At 71.6% G+C, this 25,324-nt stretch carries 22 protein-coding genes; 12 read left to right on the plus strand and 10 right to left on the minus strand.

Features of this window, described 5'->3' with window-relative positions:
- The first annotated feature begins 332 nt into the window (after nucleotides 1-332).
- A complete protein-coding gene (locus ACZ56L_RS26615; protein WP_471066794.1) occupies nucleotides 333-776 on the plus strand; it encodes an SSI family serine proteinase inhibitor in 444 nt (147 codons plus the stop codon).
- A 372-nt stretch (nucleotides 777-1,148) separates the two neighbouring features.
- Here the strand turns inward: ACZ56L_RS26615 and ACZ56L_RS26620 are convergent, their stop codons facing one another.
- On the minus strand, nucleotides 1,149-1,745 hold the full coding sequence (locus tag ACZ56L_RS26620) for a DUF2165 domain-containing protein (protein WP_471066796.1): 597 nt from the start codon (nucleotides 1,743-1,745) through the stop codon (nucleotides 1,149-1,151).
- A gap of 288 nt (nucleotides 1,746-2,033) precedes the next feature.
- Here ACZ56L_RS26620 and ACZ56L_RS26625 point away from each other — a divergent pair, with 288 nt between their 5' ends.
- A complete protein-coding gene (locus ACZ56L_RS26625; RefSeq protein WP_471066798.1) occupies nucleotides 2,034-2,249 on the plus strand; it encodes a hypothetical protein in 216 nt (71 codons plus the stop codon).
- On the opposite strand, the gene ACZ56L_RS26630 is transcribed toward ACZ56L_RS26625, so the two are convergent.
- From ACZ56L_RS26630 to ACZ56L_RS26640, 3 genes are all read right to left on the minus strand, one after another.
- The gene (locus ACZ56L_RS26630; RefSeq protein WP_345226174.1) at nucleotides 2,233-2,472 is read right to left on the minus strand and encodes a carbon-nitrogen hydrolase family protein; all 240 of its coding nucleotides are present in this window, start codon (nucleotides 2,470-2,472) and stop codon (nucleotides 2,233-2,235) included. The genes ACZ56L_RS26625 and ACZ56L_RS26630 overlap by 17 nt on opposite strands.
- A gap of 9 nt (nucleotides 2,473-2,481) precedes the next feature.
- On the minus strand, nucleotides 2,482-2,982 hold the full coding sequence (locus tag ACZ56L_RS26635; protein WP_471066800.1) for a hypothetical protein: 501 nt from the start codon (nucleotides 2,980-2,982) through the stop codon (nucleotides 2,482-2,484).
- Between the two features lie 150 nt (nucleotides 2,983-3,132).
- Nucleotides 3,133-4,440 (minus strand): ROK family transcriptional regulator, encoded by a 1,308-nt coding sequence (locus ACZ56L_RS26640; protein WP_471066802.1) that lies wholly within the window; start codon nucleotides 4,438-4,440, stop codon nucleotides 3,133-3,135.
- 195 nt (nucleotides 4,441-4,635) lie between these two features.
- Here ACZ56L_RS26640 and ACZ56L_RS26645 point away from each other — a divergent pair, with 195 nt between their 5' ends.
- From ACZ56L_RS26645 to ACZ56L_RS26685, 9 genes are all read left to right on the plus strand, one after another.
- Nucleotides 4,636-5,949, plus strand: coding sequence for an ABC transporter substrate-binding protein (locus ACZ56L_RS26645; protein WP_471067035.1), 1,314 nt, complete (start codon nucleotides 4,636-4,638; stop codon nucleotides 5,947-5,949).
- Nucleotides 5,950-5,962: 13 nt separating this feature from the next.
- The gene (locus tag ACZ56L_RS26650; RefSeq protein WP_471066804.1) at nucleotides 5,963-6,973 is read left to right on the plus strand and encodes a carbohydrate ABC transporter permease; all 1,011 of its coding nucleotides are present in this window, start codon (nucleotides 5,963-5,965) and stop codon (nucleotides 6,971-6,973) included.
- 28 nt (nucleotides 6,974-7,001) lie between these two features.
- On the plus strand, nucleotides 7,002-7,841 hold the full coding sequence (locus tag ACZ56L_RS26655; protein WP_471067036.1) for a carbohydrate ABC transporter permease: 840 nt from the start codon (nucleotides 7,002-7,004) through the stop codon (nucleotides 7,839-7,841).
- A 99-nt stretch (nucleotides 7,842-7,940) separates the two neighbouring features.
- Nucleotides 7,941-9,296, plus strand: coding sequence for a GH1 family beta-glucosidase (locus ACZ56L_RS26660; RefSeq protein ID WP_471066806.1), 1,356 nt, complete (start codon nucleotides 7,941-7,943; stop codon nucleotides 9,294-9,296).
- A 248-nt stretch (nucleotides 9,297-9,544) separates the two neighbouring features.
- Nucleotides 9,545-11,737 carry a discoidin domain-containing protein gene (locus ACZ56L_RS26665; RefSeq protein WP_471066808.1) on the plus strand — a complete coding sequence of 731 codons (2,193 nt, stop codon included), beginning with the start codon at nucleotides 9,545-9,547 and terminating at the stop codon, nucleotides 11,735-11,737.
- Between the two features lie 232 nt (nucleotides 11,738-11,969).
- Entirely contained in the window at nucleotides 11,970-14,144 is a 2,175-nt protein-coding gene (locus ACZ56L_RS26670; protein WP_471066810.1) for a discoidin domain-containing protein, read from the plus strand.
- A gap of 77 nt (nucleotides 14,145-14,221) precedes the next feature.
- Entirely contained in the window at nucleotides 14,222-15,319 is a 1,098-nt protein-coding gene (locus tag ACZ56L_RS26675) for a DUF1996 domain-containing protein (protein ID WP_471066812.1), read from the plus strand.
- 839 nt (nucleotides 15,320-16,158) lie between these two features.
- A complete protein-coding gene (locus ACZ56L_RS26680) occupies nucleotides 16,159-16,827 on the plus strand; it encodes a lysophospholipid acyltransferase family protein (protein WP_471066814.1) in 669 nt (222 codons plus the stop codon).
- Nucleotides 16,828-17,217: 390 nt separating this feature from the next.
- Nucleotides 17,218-17,376 carry a hypothetical protein gene (locus tag ACZ56L_RS26685; RefSeq protein WP_471066816.1) on the plus strand — a complete coding sequence of 53 codons (159 nt, stop codon included), beginning with the start codon at nucleotides 17,218-17,220 and terminating at the stop codon, nucleotides 17,374-17,376.
- 98 nt (nucleotides 17,377-17,474) lie between these two features.
- On the opposite strand, the gene ACZ56L_RS26690 is transcribed toward ACZ56L_RS26685, so the two are convergent.
- Nucleotides 17,475-18,056, minus strand: coding sequence for a snapalysin family zinc-dependent metalloprotease (locus tag ACZ56L_RS26690; protein ID WP_345226154.1), 582 nt, complete (start codon nucleotides 18,054-18,056; stop codon nucleotides 17,475-17,477).
- Between the two features lie 331 nt (nucleotides 18,057-18,387).
- Nucleotides 18,388-19,443, minus strand: coding sequence for a helix-turn-helix domain-containing protein (locus ACZ56L_RS26695; RefSeq protein ID WP_471066818.1), 1,056 nt, complete (start codon nucleotides 19,441-19,443; stop codon nucleotides 18,388-18,390).
- A gap of 308 nt (nucleotides 19,444-19,751) precedes the next feature.
- On the opposite strand from ACZ56L_RS26695, the gene ACZ56L_RS26700 reads away from it, so the two are divergent.
- Complete coding sequence (locus ACZ56L_RS26700) at nucleotides 19,752-20,048, plus strand: hypothetical protein (protein WP_471066820.1); 297 nt, start codon at nucleotides 19,752-19,754, stop codon at nucleotides 20,046-20,048.
- Between the two features lie 183 nt (nucleotides 20,049-20,231).
- Here the strand turns inward: ACZ56L_RS26700 and ACZ56L_RS26705 are convergent, their stop codons facing one another.
- The 4 genes from ACZ56L_RS26705 to ACZ56L_RS26720 form a co-directional block, all read right to left on the minus strand.
- Nucleotides 20,232-21,449: a SagB family peptide dehydrogenase gene (locus tag ACZ56L_RS26705; protein WP_471066822.1), complete on the minus strand. Its 1,218-nt coding sequence runs from the start codon at nucleotides 21,447-21,449 to the stop codon at nucleotides 20,232-20,234.
- A 50-nt stretch (nucleotides 21,450-21,499) separates the two neighbouring features.
- Nucleotides 21,500-23,740 carry a YcaO-like family protein gene (locus tag ACZ56L_RS26710; RefSeq protein WP_471066824.1) on the minus strand — a complete coding sequence of 747 codons (2,241 nt, stop codon included), beginning with the start codon at nucleotides 23,738-23,740 and terminating at the stop codon, nucleotides 21,500-21,502.
- 102 nt (nucleotides 23,741-23,842) lie between these two features.
- A complete protein-coding gene (locus tag ACZ56L_RS26715) occupies nucleotides 23,843-23,974 on the minus strand; it encodes an azolemycin family RiPP peptide (RefSeq protein WP_345220081.1) in 132 nt (43 codons plus the stop codon).
- Between the two features lie 481 nt (nucleotides 23,975-24,455).
- Nucleotides 24,456-24,749, minus strand: a complete 294-nt coding sequence (locus ACZ56L_RS26720) for a hypothetical protein (protein WP_468693186.1) — start codon at nucleotides 24,747-24,749, stop codon at nucleotides 24,456-24,458.
- Between the last annotated feature and the right edge of the window lie 575 nt (nucleotides 24,750-25,324).

The raw sequence follows: 25,324 nt of genomic DNA on the forward strand, positions 1-25,324 counted from the left end.
GCCCAGATGCCGTTCCCCGCCACTCCACGCCCTGACCGAACTGCGAAACCCGGGCGCGGCATCTGTCCCGCCCCTCCGGTGTCCGGCTGCCCGGTGACCTCGGCGTGATTGTGCCTGTCCCTGGCCAATTTCCACTACTTCATGGCGTCTTCGCGCCGAGTTTTTCGTACCGTCCGAGAACGGCGCGCGGCGGGGGCCTCGGCCTTTCATCCGTGATGGAAAGGGGTGAGCTTCCGAATTCCGTCGGGCCGATGTGCGGACGCATGGGCTGTGCGGCAAGACTGACGCCGTTCCCAGCCGACCTCACCCTCACGAAGGGAAAGGTGATTTCCATGCGCATCCTCGCAGGAATGGCCCTTGCTTCCGCTGTCGCCCTGACCGGGCTGACTTTCACTCCCGCCGCGCAGGCCGCCGACAGGAGCGGCGCTCCGCACCCGAGTACCGTGAGCCCCTACGCACCGACCGCGTTGGTCCTCTCGGTCCACCGGGGCATCGCCGAACACGACACCGCCGTGCAGCGGGCCGTGACGTTGTCCTGTCTTCCCGTCGCCGGCACGCATCCGGCCCCCCGGGCGGCCTGCGCCGAACTCAACGCCGTACAGGGCGACTTCGCCGCGCTGAGCGCTCCCGCACCCGGTCGGGCGTGTACCAAGCAGTGGGATCCCGTCACCGTGACCGTTGAGGGAGTCTTACGCGGGGCACGCGTCCACCACGTCGAGACCTTCGGCAACACCTGCCTGAAGGACGCGGCCGAGAGCGCCTTCTACTCCTTCTGACGGTCACCCCTGGCTGCCCGTCTCCACCCCACAGATCTTGGAGCGTCCGCCGCGGACACCGCCGTGGGGTGTCCGAGCCCGTTTGCCGCCCGTCCTCCCCGGCGGGCGGCAAACGCCTCACCGATGACATGTTTCGCTGGACACGGCGGCGGCCGGCTGAAGCCGCCCGGCCGACTTCCTCGCCCCCTCCAGGTCGCGGAACTCGGAGTCGTCGACGGTGTGGCGGGCATCCATCGATGCACGGGTTTCTCCGGGGTCGCCGACGACCGTGTGCAGGCACACCGGCGTCGGCAGCGTCCGCGTCGCTCCCTGCTCCGGGCGGCAAGCCGGGCTCCGGCTTGCCGCCCCTCCTCGCCCGCTGCCCGGTCCGCCTCAGGGCCGCGCCGCGCCCGCCCGGTGCATCCCGGGCAGGTGCACGACGAGGAGCGTGAAGACAGCCAGTGCGACGTTGCGGGCCGCGGCGTCCAGACCGTTCCAGTCGGACGACTGCCACATGGCGAACCACTCGCCGCCGATGGCAAGGAAGCCCATCCCGAAGAGCAGCAGCATCATGACCAGACCCACGGTGCTGGCCGCACGGGCGAGATCGTACGCGTCGCGACGCAGCCCCGCGATCCAGAACCAGGTAGCGGCCAGGAGCACGGAAGCGGTCAGCGTCTCCCAGACGATGACGGTGACGTAGGCGGCATTCTGAACGGCGGGGGATTCGACTGCCCGCCACATCAGGTCAGGGTCCTTGAAGGTGGTGTCCATGCTCAGGACGTGCTGGACGAACTGCTGGTTGGTCCCGAAATCGGTGATGTTCCCGAACGCGACCAGGGACATGTAGAGGGCGACGGCCGCCGTCAGCGCGATCGCCGCGACAGGCGGTGCGCCCAGCCGAAGGAACCAGTTGCGCGGGGCGGCCGGGGCCGTTCCCGGGGAACGGGGCCCGGAGCCGGTGCCGGTCGGTCGGTGGGCCTGTGCCATGCCTGTGTCCTCCCTCGTCGTCCCGCGGGCAGTCGGACCACGGGTCGTGCCTGTCCCTTTTTACGTACGCGGGCCTTCCAGCCGTCCTGCTTGGTGACCACTATCGTGCCTCGGCACAACGGGTGGGTAGGTGAGCGGTCCCGCAGGGCGAGTGGCAAGGGGAGGTCCGGGAGGATGCTACGGCGGACGGACTGCCGGCGGTTGCGGTGCGGTCGTACGTCGCGTTCGCGGAGCACGTCGGACGTCCCGGCACGGAATGTCCTCACAGCGCGCTGCCAGGACGCCCCGGTGAGAACCGACAGCCGGGACAACCCGACCGGCCCGGTGGCAGAGGAGCGCGGCTCCGTCAGACGTCGTGACCCGCAGCGCACCCGCACGGTGCTGTTGGACCTGGTCCTGGAGCTCGTCGCGGACGGCACGCGCGAGCCCGCGCGCAAGCCGATCGCCGAGCGCGCCGGGGTCTCCGAGCGGTCGGCCTTGGTGCACTTCACAGGCGGTCTGTGAGCGGTCCGGGGATCGTGACCGCCGCCTTGTCCGTCCAGTCGTCGGCGGCCTCCAGCAGGGGGGCCTCGGCCGCCAGCATGAGCTCCGGCACGACGACGAGTCGCACCTGCGGGAAGCCCTTGCGGACGGCGCGCACCCGTGCGGCGTACCGGTCCCAGGTGCCTTCGAGGTCGTGCGGGACAGGTGTGGTCTGGAGGGCGGCGACAGTGAGCGTGCGGGTCATGGCGGTGGTTCACTCCTCGGTGACGGTGAGCTGGGTGACGGTGGTGCGTCCGTCGCGGAAGAACGCGCGGAACGCGGGGCGGACGGCGAGGGCGACGGCCACGCCGAGTACGAGAGAGCCGACGCCGAGCAGGAAGACTCCGCCGACACCGGCGACGGACGTCGCCCCGTAGTCGGGGTCGGCCATGTCGTATGCGGCGCGGCCGAAGGCGGCGGACATCATCAGCGCGCCGACGGCCGGGAGAATCCCCTTGAGCATCAATGCGCGCACTGAGTCCCGCAGTTGGCTGCGGAAGTACCAGGCGCAGGCGAGGCCGGTGATCCCGTAGTAGAAGGCGATCAGCAGGCCGAGGCAGAGGATGGCGTCGCCCAGGAAGTCCGCGGACAGCGCGGTCAGGAGGACGAGCACCACCGCGGTCGCGGCCGCCCAGCACACGGTGCCGAAGGCGGGTGTGCCGAAGCGGGGGTGGATGCGGGCGAAGGCGGGCGGGAGCGCGCCGTGGGCCGCCATCGGCTCCGGCCGTCCGTCCGATCAGCCAACCGGACCCGCGGAGCCCGCCCTTTCGACGCGGTGGTCCGTTGGCCGCTCCGGCGCCAGGCGTGAGTGAACAGCCATGCCCGCAGTGCGAGGGGCCCCGCCCCGCACCGGCACGCCGGGGACTCAGGTGGCGGTGCGCTCCCGCAGCGTGCGGTGCCAGGCGGGAGCCGTTTCCTGCGGTTCGGCGGGGGCCGGGTGGCCGCCCCGGGCGAAGAAGTCGGCCAGCGGCAGGATCGCCGCGCCGACGGTCACCGCGTCGGGGCCCAGCGTGCCGAGGCTGACGGTGACCAGGCTCGCCGGGTGGCTGAGGGCGTACGAGGTGGCGTGGGCCCGCACCAGGTCCAAAAAGCGCGCGCCGAGCTGGAGGCCCGCCCAGCCGCCGACGAGGATGCGTTCGGGCTGGAAGAGGTTGATCAGGTCGGAGAACCCCGCACCGAGGTACTCGGCGGTCTCCTCCAGGACGGCGAGCGCCGTGGCGTCGGGGGCGCCGTCCCCGTCCGGCGGATAGGCGGCGGCGATCATCGCGGTGAGCGCGGTCTCCTCGTCGGCGCCCGCCGGGGGCCGCCCGCCCGCCTCCGCCCAGCGGTCCAGGAGCGCTTCGGCCCCCGCGTACGCCTCCAGGCAGCCCAGCGCCCCGCACCGGCACCGGCGGCCCTTGACCCGTACCGTCAGATGCCCCCACTCCAGGCCGCGTCCCGGACTGATCTCGTCGGTGACCACGCAGGCGCCGACGCCCGAGCCGAAGAGCACCACGACCGCGTCCCGCGCGCCGCGTCCCGCGCCGAACCACATCTCGGCCTGGCCGAGGGTCTTGGCCCCGTTGTCGATGAAGTACGGCACAGATGCGGGGAGTTGAACGGTCTCGCGCAGCAGCTTCTCCAGCGGGACGGCGTCCCAGCCGACGGTCTGGCCGTGCACGACCGCGCCGTCCTCGGGGGTGCGGGCGACGATGCCGGGGACGCCGACGCCGACACCCAGGAGGAGTTCGGGGGCGATGGCGGCCCGGGCGAGGACCTCGTCGATGCCGTCGCGGAGGTGGGCGACGACCACGTTGACGTCGTAGCGGTCGGTGCGGTGGGGGCCACCCGCCTCCAACGGCCGCTCCACGCGCGCGAGTTCGGACAGAGCGAGGTCGAACAGCTCGACGCGGACGCGGGTCTCGCCGACGTCGACGCCGATCAGATAGCCGCTGCGGGGGGCGATGCGCAGCAGGATGCGCGGACGCCCGCCCGCGGAGTCCACACTGCCGGCCTCCTCGACCAGGCCGTCGGCGACCAGTTCGGTCACCACGTTGCTGACGGAGCCCGAACTCAGCCCGGTGGCCGGGCCGAGCGAGAACCGACTCATCGGCCCGTCGAAATACAACCGTTGCAGGACCGCGGTGCGGTTCTCCCTGCGCAGGTCACGCACAGTCCGTCCGCCACTGGCCATCGTTCGTCCCCCATGTTCTCGAAACCTGACCGCAACATACCTCTGCCACAGCCCTTGACGCGACATTCCCTTGAGGTTTAACTCACACCATAAATTAAGCCATGAGGGGCTTCGGGAAGTGAACGCGGAACGTTCATCTCCCTTCCCGCTCAGGCGACTTCAGCCTCTTCGAAAGGCCCTGGAGCCATGCCCAGAATCAGAGCCGCACGAGTGGCGGCCGTCGGTGCCGTCACGCTCTCCCTCGTCCTGTCCGCGGCGGCCTGCGGCGGCGGAACGAACGGCGGCGGATCCAACGAGCGGCCCAAGACACTCACCTACTGGGCCTCCAACCAGGGCGCGAGCATCGAGGTCGACAAGAAGGTCCTGCAGCCCGAGCTCGACAAGTTCGAGAAGCAGACCGGCATCAAGGTCAAGCTGGAGGTCGTCCCCTGGGCCGACCTGCTCAACCGCATCCTGACCGCGACGACGTCCGGCCAGGGCCCGGACGTCCTGAACATCGGCAACACCTGGTCGGCCTCCCTCCAGGCCAGTGGCGCGCTGCTCGACTGGGACGACGCCGCCTTCCAGAAGATCGGCGGCAAGGACCGCTACGTCGACTCCGCGCTCGGTTCCACCGGCGCCCCGGGCAAGCCGCCGGCCGCGGTGCCGCTGTACTCGATGGCGTACGCGCTCTACTACCACAAGAGGCTGTTCCAGGAGGCGGGCATCGCCAAGCCGCCCACCACCTGGGCCGAGGTGACCGCAGCGGGCAAGAAGCTGAAGGCCAAGGGCAGGAACGGCATCGGCGTGGAGGGCTCCAACCTCTCCAACAACATCCACCAGGTCTTCGTCCTCGGCAAGCAGCACGGCGCCGACTTCTTCACCCCCGACGGCAAGGCCGACTTCACCTCCGAGGGCGCGGTCAAGGCCGTCAAGCAGTACGTCGACCTGATGGCCGCCGACAAGATCGTGGCGCCGGGCAACGCCGAGTACGCGCAGAACCAGTCGCTGAGCGACTTCACCAAGGGCAGGACCGGCATGGTGCTGTGGCAGACCGCCGCCGCCACCTTCAAGGCCCAGGGAATGGCCGACGACGCGTACGGCGTGGTCCCCGCGCCCGTCCAGTCCGGCGCCCCGGGCACGGGCAAGAACGTGAACTCCATGGTCGCGGGCATCAATATGGCCGTCTTCAAGAACACCAGGAACACCGAAGGCGCGCTGAAGTTCGTGAAGTTCATGGGCAGCGACGAGGAGCAGAGGATCCTCAACAAGGCGTACGGCTCCATCCCGCCGGTGAAGACCGCGCAGGAGGACCCCGCGTTCAACGGGCCCGCCACCGCCCCGCTGCGCCAGACCCTCGCCACCAGCGCGGCGGCCCTGCCGCAGGTGCCGGAGGAGTCCCAGTTCGAGACGGTCGTCGGCACCGCCGTCAAGGAGCTGTTCGCGGAAGCGGCGGCCGGACGTCCGGTGACCGGGGCCTCGGTGAGGGCGAAGCTCGACAAGGCCCAGCAGCAGATGCCGAAGAAGTGAGTGCGGAACCCTCATGACCACTACCGCTGCCCCCCGGGCAGACGAGCGGGCGGTCCGCGAGGGCGGGAGCACGTCCGGAGCGCCGGCGCCCCGTGCGCCGCGCTTCGGACGGCTCCGCCGGATCGGACTGCCGTACCTGCTGCTGCTCCCCGCTCTGCTGCTGGAACTCCTGGTGCACCTGGTGCCGATGGTGATCGGCATCGTCGTGAGCTTCAAGGAGCTCACGCAGTTCTACATACGCGACTGGGGCACCGCCCCCTGGGCCGGACTCGACAACTACGGCGTCTCGGTCGACTTCGACGCTCCCGTCGGCAAGGCGCTGCTCGCCTCCTTCGTCACCACCTGCCTGTTCACCGTCCTGTCGGTCGGCCTGTGCTGGCTGCTGGGCGTGACGGCCGCGATCTTCCTCCAGGAGGACTTCCGGGGGCGCGGGCTGCTCCGCACGATCTTCCTGGTGCCCTACGCCCTGCCCGTGTACGCGGCCGTCATCACCTGGGCGTTCATGTTCCAGCGGGACAACGGGCTGGTCAACGGCGTGCTGAGCGATCTGGGCCTCACCGACGGCAGCTCGTTCTGGCTGATCGGCGACAACGCCTTCGTCACCCTGCTCGTGGTGTCGGTGTGGAAGGGCTGGCCGTTCGCCTTCCTGATGCTGATGGCCGGGCTCCAGAACATCCCGCGCGACCTGTACGAGGCCGCCGCGCTGGACGGGGCCGGGATCTGGCAGCAGATCCGGAAGATCACGATGCCCTCGCTGGCACCCGTCAACCAGGTCCTCGTCCTGGTCCTGTTCCTGTGGACCTTCAACGACTTCAACACGCCGTTCGTGCTGTTCGGGAAGGCCGCGCCCGAGTCGGCCGACCTGATCTCGCTGCACATCTACCAGTCCTCCTTCCAGACCTGGAACTTCGGCTTCGGCTCGGCCATGTCGGTCCTGCTGCTGCTGTTCCTGCTGGTCGTGACCGGTGTCTACCTGGCGATCACCTCCCGGGGCTCCCGAGGCTCCCGAGGAAGGAAGGTCTGAGATGCCCGGACCCACGCCGCGCTCCCCGATGGCGGCCCCGCGCTCGTTCCTGTGGAGCCGCAGGATCTTCCTGGCCCTGCTCACCGGTTTCGTGCTGCTCCCCGTCTTCGTGATGGTCTCCAGCTCGCTGAAGCCGCTGGCCGACGTGACGGGGAGGTTCCAGTGGATCCCCTCCTCGCTCACCGTCCGCCCCTACCTCGACATCTGGAAGACCGTCCCGCTCGCCGACTACTTCGTGAACTCCCTGATCGTGGCGGGCGCGGCGACGGTCTGCTCGGTGGTCATCGCGGTCTTCGCGGCGTACGCGGTCAGCCGGTACGACTTCCGCGGCAAGCGCGCCTTCACCGTGACGGTGCTCTCCACCCAGATGTTCCCCGGCATCCTGTTCCTGCTGCCGCTGTTCCTCATCTACGTCAACATCGGCAACGCCACCGGCATCGCCCTCTTCGGCTCGCGCATCGGCCTGATCGTCACGTATCTGACCTTCTCGCTGCCGTTCTCGATCTGGATGCTCATCGGGTACTTCGATTCGGTGCCCCGGGACCTGGACGAGGCGGCGAAGGTCGACGGCTGCGGGCCGGTCGGCGCGCTGTTCCGCGTGATCGTGCCGGCCGCGCTGCCGGGCATCGTGGCGGTGGCGGTGTACGCCTTCATGACGGCCTGGGGCGAGGTGCTCTTCGCCTCGGTGATGACCAACGACACCACCCGCACCCTCGCGGTCGGGCTCCAGGGCTACGCCACTCAGAACGACGTGTACTGGAACCAGGTCATGGCCGCCTCCCTCGTGGTGAGCATCCCCGTGGTGGCCGGCTTCCTGCTCCTCCAGCGCTATCTGGTCGCCGGCCTCACGGCCGGTGCGGTCAAATAACTCCCTTCTTTTCCAGACTTTGTGACGGTACGTCAGACCCGGCTGCCCGTGTACGCACGCGCGCCCGTCCGTGCCTCCCCGCCCACCGAAAGGTCCTCCGTGTCCGCATCGCCCGACCTCTCCGCCTTCCCGAAGGGCTTCTCCTGGGGAGCCTCCACCGCCGCCTACCAGATCGAGGGCGCCGTCGCCGAGGACGGCCGCTCCCCCTCCATCTGGGACACCTTCTCCCACACGCCCGGCAAGGTCGCGGGCGGCGACACCGGCGACGTGGCCTGCGACCACTACCACCGGTGGCCCGAGGACATCGCCCTGATGAAGGAACTGGGTCTCGACACCTACCGGATGTCGGTGGCCTGGCCGCGCGTGGTGCCCGGCGGCGACGGCCCCGTCAACGCGAAGGGGATCGACTTCTACGACCGGCTGACCGACGGACTCCTGGAGGCGGGGATCAGGCCCTCGGTCACCCTGTACCACTGGGACCTGCCGCAGGTCCTCCAGGAACGCGGCGGCTGGACGGTCCGCGAGACCGCCGAGCACCTCGCCTCGTACGCGAGCGCGGTCGCCGGGCGGCTCGGCGACCGGGTCTCCCAGTGGGCCACCCTCAACGAGCCGCTGTGCTCGGCGTGGATCGGGCACCTGGACGGCGTGATGGCCCCCGGGCTCACCGACCTCACCGCCGCCGTCCGCGCCTCGTACCACCTGCTGCTCGGCCACGGCCTCACCGCGCAGGCGGTACGGGCGGCCGTGCCCGGCGCGCGGATCGGCCTGGTCACCAACCACTCCCCCGTCGAACCCGCGAGCACCCGCCCCGAGGACCTGGCGGCGGCCCGCCGGATGGACGGGCACATCAACCGCTGGTTCCTCGACCCGGTCCACGGGCGCGGCTTCCCGACGGACATGCGCGAGCTGTACGGCGTGGAACTCCCGGAACGACAGGGGGACTTGGACATCATCGCGACCCCCCTCGACTGGCACGGGGTCAACTACTACTTCCCCGTCACGGTCGAGGACGACCCCGGCGGGCCGATCCACGCCCGCGAGATCAGGCTGCCCGACGTGCCGCGCTCCGGCATGGACTGGCCGATCGACGCGGGCGGCCTGGAGACGCTGCTGATGCGCCTCACCGACGACTACGGGGTGCGCGAGCTGTACGTCACCGAGAACGGCTCGGCCTTCCCCGACACGGTGACTCCCGAGGGCGCCGTCGAGGACCCGGAGCGCACCCGCTACCTGGAGGAGCACCTGGCGGCCTGCGCCAGCGCCCTGCGCAAGGGCGCGCCGCTCGCCGGGTACTACGCGTGGTCGCTGCTGGACAACTTCGAGTGGGCGTACGGCTACGCCAAGCGCTTCGGTCTGATCCACGTCGACTACGAGACCCAGCGGCGCACGGTCAAGGCCAGCGGCCGACGTTACGCGGAACTGATCCGCGCCCACCGCGCCGCCACAGCCCCCTGACCCACTTCCCCCCTTCCTCCCTGGCCGCCTCGGGCGGCGACGGCCTCCTTGGGCGGCGACGCCACCCTCCAACTCCCTTTCCCCAGCTCCCTTGGGCGGCGGGGCCGTCCTCCCCCGCCGCCTCCCCCGCCCCCTGAAGGCGCCCGGACGACCGGGCCCGCACGGGACCCACAAAGCCACCCACCCCGAGGAACGGCGCCACTCGCACCACCCCACATCACCCGCACGGGAATCCGAGGAGACCCTTCATGCCCGCAGTCGGCACTCCCCCCGCCAGACCCGCGCTCCGGCCACCGGCACCCGCCCTTCACCGCACGCTCGCCGGAATCCTCGCCGGCGCCCTGACCGCAGTCCTGCTCGTCCTCCTCCCCTCCACCCAGGCCTCCGCCGCCCCCGTCCTGCTCTCCCAGGGCAAGCCCGTCACCGCCTCCAGCCAGGAGAGCGGCGGCACCCCCGCCACCGCCGCCGTGGACGGCGACACCGGCACCCGCTGGTCCAGCGCCTTCGCCGACCCCCAGTGGATCCGCGTCGACCTGGGCGCGCCGACGGCCGTCAGCCAGGTCGTCCTGCGCTGGGAGGCCGCGCACGCGAAGTCGTACCGCATCGAGCTGTCGGACAACGGCACCGACTGGACCTCCGCCCACGCCACGGCCAACAGCCCCGGCGGCACCGAGACCCTGAACGTCACCGGCACCGCCCGCTACGTCCGGATGCTCGGCCTGACCCGGGCCACCGGCTACGGCTACTCCCTGTGGGAGTTCCAGGTGTACGGCGGGACCGACGGCGGCCCGACGCTGCCCGGCGGCGGTGACCTCGGTCCGAACGTGCACGTCTTCGACCCCGCCACCCCCGGCATCCAGGCCAAGGTCGACCAGATCTTCAAGGAGCAGGAGTCCGCGCAGTTCGGCACCGGTCGCCACGCCCTGCTCTTCAAGCCCGGCACGTACAGCAACCTCAACGCCCAGATCGGCTTCTACACCCAGATCGCCGGCCTCGGCCTGCGGCCGGGCGACACCACCTTCCACGGCGACGTCACCGTGGACGCGGGCTGGTTCAACGGCAACGCCACGCAGAACTTCTGGCGCTCCGCCGAGAACCTCACCCTCAACCCCGTGAGCGGCACCAACCGCTGGGCGGTCTCCCAGGCCGCCTCCTTCCGCCGCATGCACGTCAAGGGCGGTCTCAACCTCGCGCCCGACGGCTACGGCTGGGCCAGCGGCGGCTACATCGCCGACAGCAAGATCGACGGCCAGGTCGGCAACTACTCGCAGCAGCAGTGGTACACCCGCGACAGCGCCATCGGCGGCTGGTCCAACTCCGTCTGGAACCAGGTCTTCTCCGGTACGCAGGGCGCTCCCGCCACCGGCTTCCCCGAGCCGCGTTACACCACCCTGGACACCACCCCGGTCTCCCGCGAGAAGCCCTTCCTCCACCTCGACGGCAACGAGTACAAGGTCTTCGCCCCCGCCAAGCGCACCAACGCCCGCGGCACCACCTGGGCGAGCGGGACCCCGGCCGGTGAGTCGATCCCGCTGAGCAGGTTCTACGTCGTCAAGCCGGGCGCGACCGCCGCCACCCTCAACCGGGCCGTGGCGCAGGGCCTGCACCTGCTGTTCACCCCGGGCGTCTACCACGTGGACCGGCCCATCGAGATCAACCGGGCCAACACCGTCGTGCTGGGTCTGGGCCTGGCCACGATCATCCCGGACAACGGCGTCACCGCGATGAAGGTCGCCGACGTGGACGGCGTCCGCCTGGCCGGCTTCCTGATCGACGCCGGGCCGGTCAACTCCCCCACCCTGCTGGAGGTCGGCCCGCAGAACGCGTCCGCCGACCACGCGGCCAACCCCACCACCGTGCAGGACGTCTACCTCCGCATCGGCGGGGCCGGTCCCGGCAAGGCCACCACCGGCATGGTGGTCAACAGCGACGACACCGTCGTCGACCACACCTGGATCTGGCGCGCCGACCACGGCGAGGGCGTCGGCTGGGAGACCAACCGGGCCGACTACGGGCTGCGGGTCAACGGCGACGACGTACTGGCCACCGGCCTGTTCGTCGAGCACTTCAACAAGTACGACGTCGAGTGGTACGGCGAGCGCGGCCGGACGATCTTCTTCCAGAACGAGAAGGCGTACGACGCCCCCAACCAGGCCGCGATCCAGAACGGCGCCACCAAGGGCTACGCCGCCTACCGGGTGGACGACTCGGTCGACGTCCACGAGGGCTGGGGCCTGGGCAGCTACTGCTACTACAACGTGGATCCGACGATCCGTCAGGACCACGGGTTCAAGGTGCCGGTGAAGCCCGGCGTGAAGTTCCACAGCCTGCTCACCGTCTCGCTGGGCGGCAACGGCCAGTTCGAGCACGTCGTGAACGACACCGGCGCACCGACTTCGGGAACCTCGACCGTTCCGTCGACGGTCACCTCCTTCCCGTAACGGCCGACTTCGCAACTGCCCGACGCGCAGTACCACTTGACACGCGTCCGGGCGCACCGCCCCTCTCCGGGCCGGGCGCCTCGCCTCCCGCGAGCCCCGGCCCGGAGAGGCCCGACCCGCACCGTCCGACGCCCGGTTCCCGCAGGCCGCCCGCCCCCCATTGCTTGGCAGGTGCATGCCATGCACACGCTTCGGGCTGCCGGGACCCGGTCCCCCTCCCCCTGGAGCGGTCATGACCCGTCCACCCGTCCCCCTCACCCCGCCCCGCGTGCGCGGTCCCGTCGCGCTGATCACCCTCGGGGCACTTCTCGCCTCCTGCGTCACTCTCGCCACCGCGCCCTCCGCCGGGGCGGCCGACACCCTGCTCTCCCAGGGCAGGCCGGCCACCGCCTCCTCCCAGGAGGGTGACGGGCTCGCCGCGGCGGCCGCCGTCGACGGCGACCTCACCGGCACCCGCTGGGCCAGCAAGTGGGCCGACGCCGAATGGCTCCAGGTCGACCTCGGCGCGACCCGCAGCCTCAGCCGGGTGGTGCTGAGCTGGGAGTCCGCGTACGGCAGGTCGTACGCCATCCAGGCCTCCGACGACGGCACCACCTGGCGCACCCTGAAGACCGTCTCCGGCGGCGACGGCGGCACCGACGACCTCGCCGTGACCGGCTCCGGCCGGTACGTGCGCATGCAGGGCGTGGCGCGCTCCGGCGGATACGGCTACTCGCTCTGGGAGTTCCAGGTCCACGGCGGTGACGGAGGGACGAACCCGCCGCCCGGCGGCCCGGTCGAGGTGACCGGCTCGCAGGGCGCCTGGCGGCTCACGGTCGGCGGCCAGCCGTACACCGTCAAGGGCCTGACCTGGGGTCCGTCCGCCGCGGACGCCCCGAAGCACCTGCCCGACGTGAAGTCCATGGGCGTCAACACGATCCGCACCTGGGGCACCGACGGCTCCACCGGGCCGCTCCTCGACAGCGCGGCGGCGCAGGGCCTGCGCGTGGTCAACGGCTTCTGGCTCCAGCCGGGCGGCGGCCCCGGGAGCGGCGGCTGCGTCGACTACGTCACGGACACGGCGTACAAGACGAACGCGCTCAACGAGTTCGCGAAGTGGGTCGACGCGTACAAGAGCCACCCGGCGACGCTGATGTGGAACGTCGGCAACGAGTCGGTGCTCGGGCTCCAGAACTGTTACGGCGGTACGGAATTGGAGGCGCAGCGCAACGCGTACACCTCCTTCGTCAACGACGTCGCCAAGAAGATCCACTCCATCGACCCGGACCACCCGGTGACGTCCACGGACGCGTGGACCGGCGCGTGGCCGTATTACCAGCGCAATGCCCCCGACCTCGACCTGTACTCGATGAACTCCTACGGGAACATGTGCAAGGTCCGCCAGGACTGGATCGATGGCGGCTACACCAAGCCGTACCTCGTCACCGAGACCGGCCCGGCCGGTGAGTGGGAGGTGCCGGACGACGCCAACGGCGTCCCGGACGAGCCCACCGACGTGCAGAAGGCCGAGGGCTACACCAGGGCCTGGGAGTGCGTGACGGGTCATCAGGGCGTGGCGCTGGGCGCGACGATGTTCCACTACGGCACCGAGCACGACTTCGGCGGCGTGTGGTTCAACCTGCTGCCCGACGGGCTGAAACGGCTCTCGTACTACGCGGTGAAGAAGGCGTACACGGGCAGCACGGCCGGAAACAACACGCCGCCCGTGATCAGCGGCATGGCGGTCACGCCCGCGGGTTCGGCCCCCGCCGGGGGCGAGTTCACCGTACGGGCGGACGTGCGCGACCCCGACGGCGACCCGATCACCTACAGGATTTACCTGAGCGGCAACTACGCCACCGGCGACAAACGCCTGGTCGAGGCCCAGTGGCGCTCCACCGGCAACGGCGCCTTCGCCGTCACCGCGCCCGAGAAGCTCGGCGTGTGGAAGGTGTACGTCCAGGCGGAGGACGGACGCGGCAACGCGGGCATCGAGACGAAGTCCGTGAAGGTGGTCGCCCCGCCGGTGGCCGGCACCAACGTGGCGCTGAACAAGCCGACCACCGCCTCCTCCTTCCAGGGTTCGTACGGGGACTGCCCGTGCGCCCCGGCGCTCGCCGTCGACGGCAGGCAGGAGACACGCTGGGCGAGCGACTGGGCCGATCCGCAGTGGATACGGACCGACCTGGGCGCGCCCACCGCGATCCGCACGATCCAACTGGTCTGGGACCCGGCATACGCGAAGGCGTACGAGGTGCAGGTGTCGAACGACGGCACCACCTGGCGCACGGTCCACTCGACCACCACCGGCAACGGTGACATCGACACCATCGCCCTCCGGGAGAGCGCCCGTCACGTCCGGCTCCACCTGACGCAGCGCGGCACCGGTTGGGGCTACTCGCTGCGCGAGTTCGGGATCCACAGCTGACCACCGGGCCCCGCCGCCGTGCGGGGCCCGGCCGCACCGCACGTCCATCCACCCCTTCGACATGGGCGGGAGACCCCATGCGAACACACAGGAAATCCAGGTCACGCGGCCTGTCCTTACTGCTCGTCAGCACGGCGACGGTGGTCGGCGCACTGAGCGTCGCCACGGTCGCCACGGCCTCTCCGGACCAGGGCGCCAAGGTCCCGGCGGCAGCCGCTCCGCACGCGGGACACCACATGGCCCCCTCCACCAGGGCCTCCGGCGACGACCCCGACGGGGACGGCTTCATTCCGGCCGTCCCGCAGGTCACCGGGGTGACACCGTCGGACAGGACGCCGCCGCGCGCGTACTTCCACGAGTTCCAGGCCAACTGCGCGGCCACGCACACCGCGCCGGACGACCCGATCGTCTACCCGGGCCAGTTCGGCAGGTCCCACGACCATACGTTCATGGGCAACACGTCGACGAACGCCGCCAGTACGACCGCGAGCCTCCACGGCGGGGCCACCTCCTGCAGGGCGCCCGCCGACGCGTCCGCGTACTGGATGCCCTCGCTGTACAACGGCGACCAGAAGGTCATGCCGACCGGTCCGCAGACGATCTACTACAAGTCGGGGGTCACCGACTACACCAGTGTGCGCCCCTTCCCGAAGGGGCTGCGGTTCGTCGTCGGCGACCCGATGCAGAGCGCCTCGGAGTTCCGGGCGCACAAGGGCTTCGTCGAGGGCTGGGAATGCGGTGACAGTTTCTTCAACACCGACATTCCGGCGACCTGCCCGAGCCGGCCGGACGTGCAGCTCAACCTGCGGATGCAGGCGCCCAGTTGCTGGGACGGCAAGTACCTCGACACGCCCGACCACAAGAGCCACATGGCGTACCCCGTCGTGAAGCCCGGCACCAACGACAACATGTGCCCGGCCTCGCACCCGGTCGCGCTGCCGATGATCGAGTTCAAGATGGCGTGGCCGGTCAACGGCGACATGAGCAAGGTCAGGCCGGCCAGCGGGCGCGGCTACTCCTTCCACTACGACTTCTTCAACGCGTGGGAGGAGCGCACGCTGAAGGCCCTGGTCGACCACTGTGTCGTCGGCGGTCTCCAGTGCGACGCGCGTGGGTACGACGAGACGCAGCCGCAGAGGGGAGCGGCGCTGAACGCGGATTACCGGCTCCCGTAGCCGCAGGTCCCGGGCCCGGCCGTCCCTCCTGCGCGTACGGGCGGGGGCTGCCGGGCCACGCGGTTCGGGCCGGGCGGTCAAGGGACGGGCCGCGCCTTCTTGGCCCCGGCCAGAGAATCCGGAGCACCCCCGCTCCTGCTCCGCGCCCATGGACATCACCGGAATCGAACCGCGCCGCATCGCCAGGCCCCTCACCCCCCTTCCCTACGACCTCCTTCGGCGTCGAGAGCACCCGCTGCGTGCTGCTCGTGCGCGTCGTCACGCCCGAGGCCGGGGGCTGGGCGGAGTGCGGGGCGATGTCCGAGCCCGCACTACTGCGCGCAGTACACCGACGGCGCACAGGATGTCCTGCGGCACTTCCTGATCCCCGCGCTGCCCCAGGGGGCGCCGGCCGCCGAGGCGGCGGGGCGGACGATGCGGCCGTTCACCGGGCACCGGCCGGTCAAGTCCGTGCTGGGGGCGGCGAACACGTCCCCGCCGCGCCCGGCGGCGGGGCCCCCGGTGATGCGGGCTGGAGGGAAGTCAGGGCTCCGGAGAGGACGGCGAGCAGGAGCCAGGGGAGGTGGGCGGTGGGCATGGGCGGACGGTCCCTTGGTAGTGGGCGTGGGCGGACGGCCCCTTGGTGGTGGTTCGCGGCCGGCGCGGTGGGGTTGCCGGGAGCCGGTGCGGCGGCGTTCGGGCCCGCGTGCGCGCCGACTGGTCTTCCCGGACCGCCGTGCGGGGGGCGGGGGCGGGTGCCGGTCTCCGTACGCACGGGGGAAGTTGAGTACGGGTACTCACGTCCGGGTCTGCCGGGGCGCCCAGGATGAGGGCATCGCCGTTGACCTGGAGGTTCTGTGATGCTCAGCCGTCTTGCCGGTGTTCTCGTGCCCTGCGCCGGACGGTTGTCCGTGAGCGCGGACCCGGGGGCCGAGGTGGTGCCGGGCAGCATCGTGGCCGCCAACCACACCTCACTGGCCGACCCCGCGCTCGTCCTGGCCGCGCTCCGCGGGCTGGGGGTGCGGCCGACCGTGATGGCGGCGGCGGGTCTGTGGCGGGTGCCGGTGCTGGGCCGGGTGCTTGAGGAGGGCGGGCACATTCCGGTGCACCGGCGTTCGCGCCGGGCGGCCGACGCGCTGGACCTGGCGGCCGACGCGCTCGCCGAGGGCCGGGTGGTGCTGATCTACGGGGAGGGCGGCATCCCGGACCGTCCGGACGCGGGCGAGGCCGCGCCGGGGGCCTTCCGCAGCGGACTGGCCCGCCTCGCGGAGCGCACCGGTGCGCCCGTGGTGCCGCTCGGGCAGGCGGGGGCCCGGCGGATCACTTCCGGGAGCGTGGCCAAGCAGCTCGCGGGGCTGGCGACGGCTCCGTTGCGGCGGCCCCGGCTGCACGTCCACGTCGGTGCGGCGATCCGCCCGGCCGGGGACGACCTGGCGGCCCGTACCGCGCACGCCCACGCGGCGGTGACGGCGGCCTGGCGCACGGCGGCGACGCGCATCGCCGGGCTGCCCGTCACGCTCACCGTGTGACCTGCCGGGTCAGCCCGTGCCCGGGGCCTTCCAGGGGCTGGAATGACCCTGGTCAGCCCGTGCTCGGCGGCTTCCGGGTGTCGAGGGCGAAGAGGGTGTCCTTGGCGGCGGTCACGGCCAGGGCGCGCCCGGCGACGGCCGCCCGGGGGCACACGTCCTTCACCGGTGAGGCGTCGGCCCGCGGGTCGGTCGTGCACAGCGGGCGGCCAGCCGGGTGGGTCCCGGCCCGGTGCCTGGGGTGCCGTGGGAGAAGACCTCCAGGCGCGGCCCGGCACCGAACAGCACCTGCCACGGCGTCAGGAGCTGCTCAGCGATGTCGGGACGTCCGGCAGACAGTGCGCGCACGGGCTCGGAGGCGGGCCCCGGCATGCCGTTCGGCCGGTCGGTGCCGTGCGCGACGAACGCGTCGTGCGGCACGACCGGAGGCCCGTCGGTGCGGTGGCCGAGGTCCTCCTGGACGACGGCTGCCTCGACCTCAGCCGCGATCACCTGCCCAGCACCTACCGCGCCATCGCCGGCCTCGTCCCCGACCGCGCCGACAACGGCTGACAACAGGCCGGGGACAAGCCGAACACGCCTCACCCCCTGTTCACGCACCAACTCGTCGGGCGGGGCGCGGCAGGCGGGCACATCCGTGCCCCGGGCGGTCAGCGGGCGTCGACGAGCAGGCGTCCTTCCTCGTGGGTGTGCGTGGCGGCACGGATGCCGTAGGCGGACTCGACCCGGGCCCGTTCGGCCGCGTTGGGGACGGAGTTCTTGCAGCCGGTGCCGGCGCTGGAACCGGACATCAGCTGGGAGCACGGTCCGGGCTTGGTGTCCGGCAGGCCGAGGTTGTGTCCGATTTCGTGGGCGGCGATGCGTGTTTTGTCATGGCCCTGGGCGACCGCCTGGTTGCCGAGTTCCACCCTGGCCCGGCCGCCGGGACGGACCGGTCCCAGTGTGGCCTGCGGCCAGCCGTTGGTGGCGACGATCTGGATCTCGGCGCGGGCGCCCGGGCCGGCCTTCGCCAGCTTGACCTTGCTGGTGTTCGCGTTCCAGGAGGCGACTCCGGCAGCGACGGCGGCTTCCCAGCCACGCGCGAGGCTGTCGTCGTAGTAGAGGGTCGTGACTGCGGAGGCGCCGGTCGGCGCAGCCGTCGCGGGCGCGGGCACGGCGTACGCGGCGGGCACCGCGAGCACGGTGAGGGCTGCGGCGGTGCCGACTGCGGCGAACCACTTCGAGCGGGACATGACGATCCCTTCATCAGGCTGGTCTCAGCCAGGGGGAGGCCCCGGGGGGGGCGGGGGCGCGAGCAGCGGAGGCGACCCCTTGCGGGAGGAGTGCGCCCCCGTCTTGTCAATGCACTGTCAATGCTTCCTGGTGGGGAGTGTGGAGCACCACGTCGGCTGCCGCCAATGCCAGTGGGTCATAACACCCGTGGATGCACCTGATGCCCGGGGAGGGCGGCCGGGGGAGCGTTCTCCGCGCCCGGCGGGGCAGTTCGGCATCGACCCTTCGTTGTCGCAGCGCGCTCACTGGAGGACGGCGAGCGCGGTCACGGATTCCGCTGTCCGTTGTCCGTCACCGTGGCGGGCGGGTACTGTCCGCGGCCAGCCGCGGGGGCGGACGGGTGCTGTCCGCGGCCGGCCGCGGAGGCGGGGCCAAGGCGATCAGGAAGTCCTGGTCGGGGGCGCCGGAGCAGCGGCTGTGGACGACTTCCGCGCCGTCCTGGGTGTCCTGGCCGCGCAGGCCCAGACATTGGCCGGTGACGGCCGGGCGGATACGGAAGCGGGCCGCGGCAGCCGGGCCGAGGAGTTCGAGGCGGAACTGTTGCGCGGGGTCGGTGTCGGCACAGCCGTCACGGGGTTCGATCAGGTCGCGGCCCGGTCCGTCCGTCAGGACGGTGAGACAGCCGATGCCGTGTTTCGGGTGGTGCCACTGGATCTGCACGGCGTTCCCGCTCAGCGGTTCGAGGAACACCTGCGGCAGTGCTTCCTTCGTGCAGAGGCGCTGGGCGGCGACCGCGGTGGCGTACCGGCCGCTGCGGTCCCGGCCCTCGGTGAGGCAGAGCTCGGGCGTGCGGGCGGGGTGGATCCGCGCCCAACTGCCCACGGCCGGCATGCGCAGTCCGGCGACCGCCGTCTCGGGCAGGGTGCCCGGGGTCGGGGAAGCGTGCAGCAGGCTGGTGACGCCCAGGGTGCCGACGACGCCGATCCCGGCGGCACCGAGCAGTCCGGCGGCCCGGCGCCAGCGCGGAATCCGTGCGGGGGCGCCCGCGGGCGGGGCGGCGGGGCTGTCGTCGCTGTCGGCCGTGGCCGACGCCGGGCCGGTGGTGGCGATGCGCCGGCGTGCCTCGCGCCACTCGCGTACGTCCTCGTCACTCAGTCCGCACGCGCGGGTGAAGGCGTCGACGAACTGTTCGCGGGGCAGGGTGACGCGGCCGAGGGTGGTCGCGATGGTGCTGGCCGGAAGGGTGTCGGAGCGTGCGCCCGCCCTGGCCTCAAGCTGACGGTAGGTCAGCCCGCTCCAGAGCCGCAGCGCGCGGAGGGAGGCGGTGAACTCGGCGGGAGTCCCGGTCCGTGCGGGCTGCGGTGCTTCCGCCGACGGGTCGTCACAGCCGTCCCCCTTCTGCTCCATCACCGCAGCATGACCCACTGGTTGCTCAGGTGCAGGGCCCAAATCAGCCGTGTTCGGGCACGGACGGAACGAGGTGAGCTGCGTTCCGAACAGACACGAACACCGAATCGTCTTGTCGTGCCTCCGTCCGGGCGGCCATTGTCGGCGGCGGCCGGCCCCGGTCACCGCCCCGGGACCCGAAGGCACGCTCGGACGTCTCCGCAACGGAGCCTCCGCTGCCTCCCGGGCCGGACCGCCGGCCGGGCGGTGTCGCACCCAGTGACCCGAACCCAGGTATCCGCACGCGAAGAACCGACGAAGGAGACACCATGCGTACTCGTACACGGCTCGCCAGTTTCATGGCGGGAACAGCTCTGCTGGCCGCCGGACCGGTGGCCGCCGCACACGCGGCTCCCGTGCCCTCCGTGGTGGGCACGACGGCGGCCGTCGCGGCCGACGGGGCTGAGGCCGGGGCGGAGATGGCCCGCAATTACACCGACGTCGGCACCTACCGCACCAAGCGTGCCTGCGAAGCGGACGGGCGGGCTTCCGTCTACTCCGACTGGTACTGCCAGAAGAGCAGCACCACCAGCAACTACCACCTCTGGGTCAACTTGGACTCGTAACGCCCGTCGAGTCGTGGACCGCGCCTGCCGGGCCCGCGAACCGTAGACCGCGACAGCCTGCGACGGCCACGCGGTCCGGAGTCGGGGGCGGGGTTCGGAGCGCGGCCGCAGCGGCGGGAGGCCGGACACGTCGGCGGTGTCCGGCCTCCTGCCGTCCCCGGGGGCAGCCGCTGCCCCGGACACTCAGACCAATGGCTGCGGAGGCGTCGGAGCCGCGTCGGGGCGGGGCAGTCCCAGGGCCAGATTCCCGACGTGGAGGAGCAGTTCCTGATGGGGTGCGAGGAACTTCACCGGTCCGGTCGGCCGCATGGTGCCGGTGGGGCAGGCGGCGAGTCCGAGATCGGTCGCCGTGAGGCAGAGGGTCTGCAGCAGGCAGCCGGCGTCCCGGTAGACGAGGCTCAGCGCGAGCCCTTCGTACTTCCAGCCGGTGCGTGCCGCGTGGGAGGCGAGGTAGATGCCCACGGGCGGTGGTTCGTCCAGGTAGGCGGGGAGGGTGACGGCCTGGCGCAGTACCTCGGCCACCTCCTCGCCCCACGGGGCCAGGCGGTGCAGAGCGTGCTCGAACGGGTCGTAGTGGTAGGCGCCCCGGGCCAGGCCCTCGACGTCGCGGGCGAGTACGTACAGCTCGATGCTGTGCCGCCCGCCGCCGGACGGCGAGGGACGCTGGGTCTGCTCGTACTCGGCGGGGCCGAGACGGCCGCGGACACGCGCGGAACGCCCGAGCAGCGCCCCGAGGAGGCCCAGTGGCAGGGGCGACGGCGCGTAGCCGCGCAGGGAACGCCGCCGGTCGAGTACGCCGCGCAGCGACCCGCTGGGCAGCCGGTCCTCCGCAGCGAGGACGACGCTGTCGCCGCTGCCGGGGTGGCGCAGCCGTGCCGAGGGGGCGGGGCCCCGTCCCGTGCCGTCGGCCGTCCCCTGCCCGGCCCGTGCGTGAGCGGCGAGATCGTAGGGCGTCAGTCCCAGGGGCGGCGGGGCCGCGCGGGAGGAGGTGCGCAGCAGGCCGACGTCGGCGAGTCGCTCCAGCATCCGCCGGGTCGCCGCCACCGCGGCTCCGCCGGCGTCCCCCCTGCCGTCTTCGTTGTCGTCGTGTCCCTCACCGCCCTCCCGCCTGTCGTCGTGTCCGCCACCGCTCTCCCCTTCGGCGGCGTGCCCGTCGGTACCGTTCCACTTCGTGTGCGCTTCTGGGGCGGTCAGTGGGCGGTCGAGGACATTCAGCAGGTCCAGCAGGCGGGGGCCGGCGGCGAACTTGCGCCAGCGGCGGCAGTCGATCAGGACGGGCCCCGCCCCGTCCTGCCACTCCAGCAGTACGTCGGGGTTGCGGAAGTAGCGGACGGGCTGTCCCGTGCCGTGCCCGGGGCCGGTGGCCGGCGGGTGCTGCTGTACGTCTTCGCGGGACTTCACTGGTTCGTTCGCGTCCTCTCTGCGGGAGGGGCCGGGGGTGCTCGTGGTGGTCACAGGAACGGCAGTGGCAGCGGGTTGAGTTCCGCTTCCGTCAGCGGGGTGCTGCGCACGCCCATGGCCACGGGGGCGTCGAAGACGCGCGGCCCGCCCCGTCGGTGGAAGTCGCTGCGCAGGGTGATCGGGCACAGTCCGGGCACCACGGTCCTGACGACGGTGACGCCGCACTCGGCGACGTCGACGGGGGTGATGTCGACGGCGACCGCTTCGTACCCCCGCGCGGCGAGCCGCCCGGCCGCTTCCTTCACCTCCGCCCCGAAGCCGTCCTGCGCGCGCGGCGCCGGGGCGTCACGCACCGGGCCCTCGTCCCAGAACTCCAGGTGCCGCACCCGGTCGGGCGCCCAGTAGTAGAGGGAGAACTCCTTGAGCGAGGTCAGCACGTCGTCGGTACCGGGAATCGACTCACCGGCGTCGAGGTGCTCCTGCCACAATCTGGCCCCCGCCCAGCCCAGGCACCCCTCCTCCAGCGCTCCGAGCAGAGCCGCGTACGGGTCGAGGCCGGCGCGCGCGGCATGCGTGACGACGGGCCGCCTGTCCGTGTGGCGGAGGAAGCGCACGCCGATCACCGGGATGCCCAGATCGGTCGTGAGGTCCTTCGCGGTGACCGAGACGCCCTGGTCCCGCATCCGGGCGACGATGCGCCGGGCCGGGCCTTCGGGCAGGGTGTCCAGGTCGAGGGTGGGCAGGGTGAGCCGGTTCTCCCAGAAGAGGACGGTGGCGTCCCGTTCGACGGCCTCCATCAGCCCGCCGTGCACCGCGTGGTGGTAGCCGCTGCCGGCCGCGAGACCGGTGGAGATGGGGTCGTACCAGGCGCGGTGTCCCGGCGGGAAGCGGTACGGCAGGTACACGGCGCACGCGGGGACGTGCCGGACGCCGCCGGTGACCAGTGACCGGCCCGGCACCCAGTCGATCCGCGCGTCCGGGTCGCACGGGGCGAGACGGCTGTACCGGGCGTACTCCGCGGCCGAACCCAGCGGCAGCGCACGGGGGTCCACGGCGTCCTCGCCCAGCTCGGTGTACGAGGCGCGCACCAGCCGGCGCGGATCGTAGACGCCTGCCGCGTAGCGTTCCAGGGTCTCCCCCACCGCGCAGACGCGAGCGGTCACCGGGTCGCTCTTGACCGCGCCGCCGCGCGCCTCCGCCGTGACGGGGGAGAACCAGCTCGTCTTCGTCATGCCCGCGGTACGGGCGTACGTCGCACCGCCCAGGTCGCTGTCGCACTCGTCCACTCGCAACTGGGGCACCATGCCGGTGAGCGGGTCCACGGCGTGCCGCATCCGCTCCCAGCAGGCCGCGTCGTCCCGCCCCGTTGCCTCGTCGGCGTTCTCGGAGGGAGCGGCAGTGCGGTCGTTCTCGTGCGGGGTGGGGCCGGAAGGCGCGAGCGGCGTGACGTGATCCGCGCAGGCGGGACAGCCTGGCAGGTGGAAGAGCCGGTGTTCGGTGCGCTGGAGTGAACCGTGCGCGAGCTCGGTCAACACCGTGCGGGCGGGGTGGCTCGGCGCGCCGTGGCCGGTGCCGGCGGGTGCGCCGGGTGCGGGTCGTGGTGTGGTGCCCAGGAGCACGAGCACCTCGTGTGCGAGGAGTCCCGCGGCGACGACCGTGCTCGGGCATCCGTCGCCGTGCGCGGCGCCGAACAGGATGTCCAGGGGGAGGCCGGCGATGGCCTGCCAGGAGTGGTTGGCGCGCAGGCGGCGGACGAGACACACCGGGCAGGGGGTGTCGGGCGGGGTCAGGGTGGCGAAGAGCAGCCGGGTGGGGGTGCTCAGGTACACGACGAGGGGCGTACCGCCCTTCAGCGCCGCTTCCGTCCGCCGCACCAGTTGCTCCTCGGGCAGGGTGAGCGGCAGTACGGTGACGGCCGCCCGTTCCGAGGCGCCGTCCGGCACGGTCCGTACGCCCGCGCGTCCGAGCAGCGTGCCCAGCTCGTCGCCGAGTGCCTGCGGTGCCACGGCGACCGTCCGGTCCCCGCCGACCGCCAGCTCGCCGTAGAGCGGGTGGACGTACCGCCCGCTGTCGTACGCGAGTCCCCGGGAGCGCAGACCCTTCACCACGGCGTCGGGCACGGCGCCCGTGCGCAGGGCAACGGTGTCCGGCCGCGCACCGGTGCCGCTGTCCTCGGCGGACGTGGGGAGCCGGGCCGGAACCCGTAGCGTTCCCGTGCTCGTGCAGACGTACAGCATGTCGTCGCGCGGTACGAGTCGTACGTCGGGCCGCAGTTCCGTCTCAGCATCCATGGGTCCGCCTTCCTGGCGCGGGGCGAGGGGTTCACAGCTCGGGGGCTCTGGGCGCCGGCACCCCTGGCCGCCGGGCAAGCGGCGGCCAGGGGGCCTACGGGGCTAGGACGCGTCGGGCTCGGCCACCCAGCACAGGCAGCTGTGGCCCGCGAAGGCTTCCTCGTTCTCAGGAACCGCCATCTCCTCGAACAGCGACTCGACGTCGGTCGTGACGACCTGGTTCGTGGATTCCATGACTCACACCTCTTTCGGATCTTTCTCCCCCGGTGCCACCGCACCGGTGTCCCGCCACTTTGACGGGGTCCGTTCTCCATTCGAGGGGAGGCGCAGGGCGAAAATCAAGCAATCGGGAAATTAACCCCACGAGAGAGTGGAGAGGAAGCTGTTCAGCATTTAAAGGGAGCACTTTATTTTCCGTCCACGCCCCTCGTGAAACAGAAATCCTGAGCATCCCCCACCCCGCCTGCACCACTGATGAGCTGCCACATCTCCGGGGTCACGGATCGATCCGAGGGCGAAGCCTGCCGACATGATGTTGCCGAAACGATAAAGCGGAACAGTCGTTCATTCGAGGTTCTTTCAATAAACACTGCCGGGTCACCGAGGACGCCCAGGCCGGTCGCTCGGCAAAAGGGACCGGCCCGGAGAGCGCGTCCGCCGCTCCGCACGGTCCTGCCGCCGCACGTCCGTGCGGCGGCAGGACCGTCCGCTCAGGTCAGCGCACCTCGATGCTGGCGCCGCGCGCCTTGCCCCACCAGCACCCCTCGGACGCGGTCTTCCCCGGCTTGAGCCAGCTGGAGAAGCTGTCCGGCTCGGCCTTGTCGCAGTCGACACGCAGCCGCCAGGTCCCGCTCCCGCTCCTGCACGTACCGGTGAAGGTGTCCTTGTCGACGCGGGACGTACTGCACTTCGACGGCACCGCCTCAGCCGTCGTGGTCGTCAGCATGACCGCACCAAGAGCAGCCACGACAGGCAACGCCAACCGCTGGACCCACTTCTGGTTCCTCACGTCTTCCTCCTTGCCTTTCTGCAATGCAGCCACGGGGACCCCACTGCTTGCGCCAGGCACCCGAGGCTCTTTCGATCAGAAACGATAGCCACACGAAATTCGGGGCACATCCGGGTGGGCCCTGAAAATGTTTCAGCCGCACCGTTCACGCCGCTTTCTGCCCGCCACCGGCCCGGACCTGCGATTTCCCTGAGGACCCGGGAAATTACCGAGCAGTACCGTTCGAGTTTTCCCCGCAAGGGCATTCGGTGGACATTCGTGCAGTCAGGTTCCTGAACAGGGAAATTCTCTTTTCTCGGGGGGAGATGCGCCCCCGTGCCACAGTCGGCACGCCCTCAGGGCGAGCAGGCCCGGCGGGGGCGCCGTGCGCCAGGGACGCGGGACGTGGCTGTCCCATCCGTGCACCGGGTCGCCCGCTTCCGCGCCATGGAAGCAGCCGCCCTATGGAGTCCTCCGGTCCAACGCCCGCTCCCGGCCCCGTGCCTCCGCCTGGCGGCGCTGTATGCCGACCGTCCCGTACGCCCGTGGGACGGGCCGCCCCCGAGGGGGTCGATAGGGGGTCCGGGGGAAGGGGA

Source organism: Streptomyces sp. NPDC039736 (genome assembly GCF_055596485.1).

Coding starts and splice junctions, on each gene's coding strand:
- ACZ56L_RS26690 (WP_345226154.1), bottom strand. CDS start 18,056: ATGTCCCGCTCGAAGTGGTTCGCCGCAGTCGGCACCGCCGCAGCCCTC.
- ACZ56L_RS26640 (WP_471066802.1), bottom strand. CDS start 4,440: ATGGCCAGTGGCGGACGGACTGTGCGTGACCTGCGCAGGGAGAACCGC.
- ACZ56L_RS26650 (WP_471066804.1), top strand. CDS start 5,963: ATGACCACTACCGCTGCCCCCCGGGCAGACGAGCGGGCGGTCCGCGAG.
- ACZ56L_RS26615 (WP_471066794.1), top strand. CDS start 333: ATGCGCATCCTCGCAGGAATGGCCCTTGCTTCCGCTGTCGCCCTGACC.
- ACZ56L_RS26675 (WP_471066812.1), top strand. CDS start 14,222: ATGCGAACACACAGGAAATCCAGGTCACGCGGCCTGTCCTTACTGCTC.
- ACZ56L_RS26670 (WP_471066810.1), top strand. CDS start 11,970: ATGACCCGTCCACCCGTCCCCCTCACCCCGCCCCGCGTGCGCGGTCCC.
- ACZ56L_RS26710 (WP_471066824.1), bottom strand. CDS start 23,740: ATGGATGCTGAGACGGAACTGCGGCCCGACGTACGACTCGTACCGCGC.
- ACZ56L_RS26630 (WP_345226174.1), bottom strand. CDS start 2,472: ATGACCCGCACGCTCACTGTCGCCGCCCTCCAGACCACACCTGTCCCG.
- ACZ56L_RS26620 (WP_471066796.1), bottom strand. CDS start 1,745: ATGGCACAGGCCCACCGACCGACCGGCACCGGCTCCGGGCCCCGTTCC.
- ACZ56L_RS26635 (WP_471066800.1), bottom strand. CDS start 2,982: ATGGCGGCCCACGGCGCGCTCCCGCCCGCCTTCGCCCGCATCCACCCC.
- ACZ56L_RS26665 (WP_471066808.1), top strand. CDS start 9,545: ATGCCCGCAGTCGGCACTCCCCCCGCCAGACCCGCGCTCCGGCCACCG.
- ACZ56L_RS26655 (WP_471067036.1), top strand. CDS start 7,002: ATGGCGGCCCCGCGCTCGTTCCTGTGGAGCCGCAGGATCTTCCTGGCC.
- ACZ56L_RS26680 (WP_471066814.1), top strand. CDS start 16,159: ATGCTCAGCCGTCTTGCCGGTGTTCTCGTGCCCTGCGCCGGACGGTTG.
- ACZ56L_RS26695 (WP_471066818.1), bottom strand. CDS start 19,443: ATGGAGCAGAAGGGGGACGGCTGTGACGACCCGTCGGCGGAAGCACCG.
- ACZ56L_RS26700 (WP_471066820.1), top strand. CDS start 19,752: ATGCGTACTCGTACACGGCTCGCCAGTTTCATGGCGGGAACAGCTCTG.
- ACZ56L_RS26715 (WP_345220081.1), bottom strand. CDS start 23,974: ATGGAATCCACGAACCAGGTCGTCACGACCGACGTCGAGTCGCTGTTC.